At 69.5% G+C, this 3,680-nt stretch carries 4 protein-coding genes; 3 read left to right on the top strand and 1 reads right to left on the bottom strand.

Annotation, left to right across the window (positions count from 1 at the left end; all coding sequences use genetic code 11):
- From deoC to AOK17_RS18055, 3 genes are all read left to right on the top strand, one after another.
- On the top strand, window positions 1-536 hold a 536-nt coding region (gene deoC, locus AOK17_RS18065; protein WP_063997246.1), incomplete at its 5' end, for a deoxyribose-phosphate aldolase.
- A 5-nt stretch (window positions 537-541) separates the two neighbouring features.
- Window positions 542-1,978: an aldehyde dehydrogenase family protein gene (locus AOK17_RS18060; RefSeq protein ID WP_055613526.1), complete on the top strand. Its 1,437-nt coding sequence runs from the start codon at window positions 542-544 to the stop codon at window positions 1,976-1,978.
- Window positions 1,971-2,906 carry an aldehyde dehydrogenase family protein gene (locus tag AOK17_RS18055; protein WP_055613525.1) on the top strand — a complete coding sequence of 312 codons (936 nt, stop codon included), beginning with the start codon at window positions 1,971-1,973 and terminating at the stop codon, window positions 2,904-2,906. The genes AOK17_RS18060 and AOK17_RS18055 overlap by 8 nt, the downstream gene beginning before the upstream one ends.
- A 170-nt stretch (window positions 2,907-3,076) precedes the next feature.
- On the opposite strand, the gene AOK17_RS18050 is transcribed toward AOK17_RS18055, so the two are convergent.
- Entirely contained in the window at window positions 3,077-3,478 is a 402-nt protein-coding gene (locus AOK17_RS18050; protein WP_055613524.1) for a hypothetical protein, read from the bottom strand.
- Between the last annotated feature and the right edge of the window lie 202 nt (window positions 3,479-3,680).

Genomic DNA, 3,680 nt, shown 5'->3' with positions numbered 1-3,680 from the left:
ATGACCATGTCGATCTCGTCGCCGCGGGCGCCGACGAGATCGACATGGTCATCGACCGCGGAGCGTTCCTCGCGGGCGACTACGCGAAGGTGTACGAGGAGATCGTCGCCGTGAAGGCGGCCTCCGGGGCGGCCCGCCTCAAGGTCATCTTCGAGACGGGCGAGCTGTCGACGTACGACAACATCCGCCGCGCGAGCTGGCTCGGCATGCTGGCGGGGGCGGACTTCATCAAGACGTCCACCGGCAAGGTGGCGGTGAACGCGACTCCCTCGAACACCCTGCTGATGCTGGAGGCGGTCCGCGACTTCCGCGCGCAGACCGGCGTGCAGGTCGGCGTGAAGCCCGCCGGCGGCATCCGCACCAGCAAGGACGCCATCAAGTTCCTGGTCGTGGTCAACGAGACCGCGGGCGAGGACTGGCTGGACAACCACTGGTTCCGCTTCGGCGCGTCCTCGCTCCTGAACGATCTGCTGATGCAGCGGCAGAAGCTGGCCACCGGCCGTTACTCCGGCCCCGACTACGTGACGGTGGACTGATCCACATGGCATCCGCATTCGAGTACGCACCGGCTCCCGAGTCCCGCTCGGTCGTCGACATCGCGCCTTCCTACGGCCTGTTCATCGACGGCGAGTTCGTGGAGGCGGCGGACGGCAAGGTCTTCAAGACCGTCTCCCCCTCCACCGAAGAGGTCCTCTCCGAGATCGCCCAGGCGGGCGGGGCGGACGTCGACCGCGCGGTGAAGGCGGCCCGCAGGGCCTTCGGGAAGTGGTCCGCGCTCCCCGGCTCCGAGCGCGCCAAGTACCTCTTCCGCATCGCCCGCATCATCCAGGAGCGCAGCCGCGAACTGGCCGTCCTGGAGACGCTGGACAACGGCAAGCCGATCAAGGAGACCCGCGACGCGGACCTCCCCCTGGTCGCCGCGCACTTCTTCTACTACGCGGGCTGGGCGGACAAGCTCGACCACGCCGGCTTCGGCGCGAATCCGCAGCCCCTCGGCGTCGCGGGCCAGGTCATCCCCTGGAACTTCCCGCTCCTGATGCTGGCGTGGAAGATCGCCCCGGCGCTGGCGACCGGCAACACGGTCGTCCTGAAGCCCGCCGAGACGACCCCGCTCTCCGCCCTCTTCTTCGCGGACATCTGCCGCCAGGCGGGCCTGCCCAAGGGCGTCGTCAACATCCTTCCGGGATACGGCGACACGGGCGCGGCGCTGGTCGAGCACCCGGACGTGAACAAGGTGGCCTTCACCGGCTCCACGGCCGTCGGCAAGGCGATCGCGCGCCAGGTGGCGGGCACCAGGAAGAAGGTCACGCTCGAACTGGGCGGCAAGGGCGCGAACATCGTCTTCGACGACGCCCCCATCGACCAGGCCGTCGAGGGCATCGTCTCCGGCATCTTCTTCAACCAGGGCCAGGTCTGCTGCGCGGGCTCCCGGCTCCTCGTCCAGGAGTCGATCCAGGACGAGCTGCTGGACTCCCTGAAGCGGCGCCTGTCGACCCTGCGCCTCGGCGACCCGCTCGACAAGAACACGGACATCGGCGCTATCAACTCCGCCGAGCAGCTCTCGCGCATCACCTCCCTCGTCGAACAGGGCGAGGCCGAGGGCGCCGAGCGCTGGTCCCCGGCCTGCGAACTCCCCTCCTCCGGCTACTGGTTCGCGCCGACGCTCTTCACGAACGTCACCCAGGCGCACACCATCGCCCGCGACGAGATCTTCGGCCCGGTCCTGTCCGTCCTCTCCTTCCGCACGCCGGACGAGGCGGTCGCCAAGGCCAACAACAGCCAGTACGGCCTCTCCGCGGGCATCTGGACGGAGAAGGGCTCCCGGATCCTGGCCGTGGCGAACAAGCTGCGCGCGGGCGTGATCTGGTCCAACACGTTCAACAAGTTCGACCCCACGTCACCGTTCGGCGGTTACAAGGAGTCGGGCTTCGGCCGCGAGGGCGGCCGTCACGGCCTGGAGGCGTACCTCGATGTCTGAGAAGCCCAAGAACACCGAGAAGCCCAAGAACACCGACAAGGCGGAGCAGCAGCGCCTGGGCGTCTTCAAGACCTACAAGCTGTACGTCGGGGGCAAGTTCCCCCGCAGCGAGAGCGGCCGGGTGTACGAGGTGACCGACTCACAGGGCACGTGGCTGGCGAACGCGCCGCTGTCCTCCCGCAAGGACGCCCGTGACGCGGTCGTCGCCGCCCGCAAGGCCTTCGGCGGCTGGTCCGGCGCGACCGCGTACAACCGCGGCCAGGTCCTCTACCGCGTCGCGGAGATGCTGGAGGGCCGCAGGGACCAGTTCGTACGGGAGGTCGCGGACTCGGAAGGACTCTCGAAGTCCAAGGCCGCCGCGGTCGTCGACGCGGCCATCGACCGCTGGGTCTGGTACGCGGGCTGGACCGACAAGATCGCCCAGGTCGTGGGCGGCGGCAACCCGGTCGCGGGCCCGTACTTCAACCTCTCCACCCCCGAGCCGACGGGTGTGGTGACGGTCCTGGCACCCCAGGAGTCGTCGTTCCTCGGGCTGGTCTCGGTGATCGCCCCGGTGATCGCGACGGGCAACACGGTGATCGTGATCGCGAGCGAGAGGTCCCCGCTCCCGGCGCTGTCGCTGGGCGAGGTGCTGGCCACCTCCGACGTTCCGGGCGGGGTCGTCAACATCCTCTCCGGAAAGACGGCGGAGATCGCGACCCCGCTGGCCGCGCACCAGGACGTCAACGCGATCGACCTGGCGGGCGCGGACGACGTACTCGCGAAGGAACTGGAGGTCGCCGCCGCGGACAACCTCAAGCGGGTCGTCCGTCCACAGGCTGTGGATTACTTCGCGGCACCGGGCATCGAGCGCCTCACCGCCTTCCTCGAAACGAAGACGGTCTGGCACCCGACAGGCGCACTGGGCGCCTCCGGCTCGTCGTACTGACGACCACCTCGTCGGCCACCTCGTCGGCCACCGCGTCCGTCGTACCGGCGGGCGCCGAAGACGGGAGAGCCGCGCTTCCCCACCGTCCGGGGGAGGCGCGGCTCTCTCTTCGGCCCTCGCACGACCCGCCGCCGCACGACCGCCTGTTGTACGACCGCCTGTTGTACGACTCAGTGCAGCAGGCCCGTCACCTGTCCCAGCACCGGAACGGCGCCCAGCGACTGGGCCTGGGCGACCGGGGCCGTCAGCATGGTCGTGGCCAGGGGCGGGAAGTCGGCGACCTGGGTGGCGAGCCCGTTGTCGAGGGGGTCGACACCCGTGCCGGCCAGCGGGTTGGGCTTCAGGCCCGCGACCGGACCGGTCACGTAACCGACGGTCCCGGTCAGCGCCTGGACACCCGACTGCGGGTCGATGTTGCCCAGTGAGGTGGGCCGGGTGCGGACCACGTCGACGACGGGTTCGGTGTCCGCAGCCGCCGAGGTCGCTCCCACGCCCACCGCGATGCCCGCGGTCGTGAGGGCCAGCAACGCGCGCCGGGCGGTCGGGTTCTGGTAGGCCGGGAATCGTGCCATGACTGCTGCCACCTTCTGCTGCGCAAAGTAATCGGGTCGATACGAAGGGTAGTTGAGGTGTGACGCCCGTTCCAAAGCCGACCCGCGGGGTCGGCCGGGGGCGCTCGATGCGTCAGACTGGTGTCTCGTGAGTTCACATCTCCCGAATTCCGCGACAACCGCCCGCGTCGTACTGCTGTGCGGCCCCTCGGGCTCCGGCAAG

It is taken from the genome of Streptomyces phaeochromogenes, from assembly GCF_001418655.1.
GTDB classification, from domain to species: Bacteria; Actinomycetota; Actinomycetes; order Streptomycetales; family Streptomycetaceae; genus Streptomyces; species Streptomyces phaeochromogenes.
The sequence above is the reverse complement of the archived record's forward strand: the minus strand, read 5'-3'. Positions and strand labels throughout refer to the sequence as shown.